Source organism: Pseudoalteromonas sp. NCCP-2140, assembly GCF_023708065.1.
Taxonomy (GTDB): domain Bacteria; phylum Pseudomonadota; class Gammaproteobacteria; order Enterobacterales; family Alteromonadaceae; genus Pseudoalteromonas.
Genome location: NZ_BRCZ01000024.1, coordinates 1 through 1518, shown reverse-complemented (window position 1 = coordinate 1518; position 1518 = coordinate 1). Strand labels below are relative to the sequence as shown.

1 protein-coding gene and 1 pseudogene are annotated in these 1518 nt (G+C 39.7%); both read right to left on the bottom strand.

Translation table 11 applies throughout. The features are described 5' to 3' along the window. Nucleotides 1–31: 31 nt before the first annotated feature. Nucleotides 32–214: pseudogene (locus NFU46_RS20405) on the bottom strand (IS3 family transposase); the annotation flags it as partial. Nucleotides 215–232: 18 nt separating this feature from the next. After that, entirely contained in the window at nt 233–1285 is a 1053-nt protein-coding gene (locus NFU46_RS20400) for an IS110 family transposase (protein ID WP_251604500.1), read from the bottom strand. Nucleotides 1286–1518 lie beyond the last annotated feature (233 nt).

Here is a 1518-nt window from a genome sequence, read left to right as displayed (position 1 = left end):
TGATCTGACCCCGATAAAGTAGACACGGGGTTTAATTAACTTGTTCGTACTGCATGGGACTTTTATACCCTAGGGTGCCATGCCTTCTTACTGAGTTGTAGTATTTTTCAATATAAAAATACGTTTGTGTTGTCATTTCACTACGACTCAGTTCATTTAAATTCTTTATCCACTCCTTTTTATACTGCGCGAAGAAGCTTTCTGAGCATGCGTTGACGCTCCTATGTCAAGGTCACGTTAGCTTTGATAAATCAGAAACTATAATTGGGTATAACTCTCTTGCAATGTAACGTTTTAAGCAGCGCTGGATCTCCTTATTTGATTTCCCTTCTGATGAACGCTTTTCTACATATTTCCTAGTTCTGAAATCATTACGCATTCGAATTAAAGCTACAGTCCAAAGTGCATTATTAGCATCTCTTGCACCGCCTCTGTTTAACCTATGACGTTGCTTTTTACCGGAGGATGCATCTAAGGGGCTAACTCCACATAAGGCTGCAAATGATGATTCCTTCTTGAGTCGCTCAGGGTTGTCACCAGCAGCCACAAGTAGTGTAGCTGCGACATAGCTTCCAATACCATACTGTTCTAGTAACGTTGAAGCTGCTGAGTTGGTTAATGCTTTAAGTTTCTTATCAATTGTTTTTAGCTCTTGTGACAGCATCACCCATCGCTCTGCTAGCAGCTTTAACATTGATATTAATGTTTCTTCAAGTATGTTTTCGGAATTCATCTCTAATGCTTTACAAGCAACAATGCAGCGGTAGCTAGAAGGAACATAACACTGTTTACGAATATGCTCTGGTGCTGTCACAAGTAAAGCTCGAATTTGATTTATTGCTTGTGTCTTAGACTTTACAGAGCTTTTCCTTGCGACAACTAAAAACCTCATTGCTTCAACTATGCCATCATGAGATTTAGGGATTGCCGTAGACTCTTTGGATAATACAGAACGAGCCGCATTTTCAGCATCAGTAGGATCCGATTTACCTCTTAACCTTCTTACTGCGCGATTAGGGCGGTTAACTTCAAAAACACTAATCTTCTTCTCTTGTAAGAACTTACATAAGCCAGCACCATAGGTACCTGTTCCTTCTAATCCTGCTTGGGTCACCTTTCCAAATGATTTGCACCATTTGTAAAGTTGGCTATAGCCGGTTGCATTTACAGTAAACTCTTGGGTGTCGACAACTTGACCAATATCATTAACGAGTACAGCAACATGGTTATCTAAATGCGTATCGACACCTAATGTTAAATTGTTAGAAATGTCATTGCGATTCATATCCTCATCCCTCACAGTCTCAGTAACAGGACAGGACACAGATGTTGCAATACAATGCTCCTATTAGGTCACTGATACTGAATATCATGAAATTACTGACTAATGAATATCGACAGGTCAACACAAAGATATTTTATCAATCCCAGCACGGGTCAGATATTCACTGTCAGTATGACTAAGTATATTATCTATATCCCAGCAGTTGCCTTTTCTAGACATACTCACTGTGACAC

Excerpts from the sequence above, each read along its gene's own strand:
- NFU46_RS20400 (WP_251604500.1), bottom strand. The coding sequence starts at position 1,285 with ATGAATCGCAATGACATTTCTAACAATTTAACATTAGGTGTCGATACG.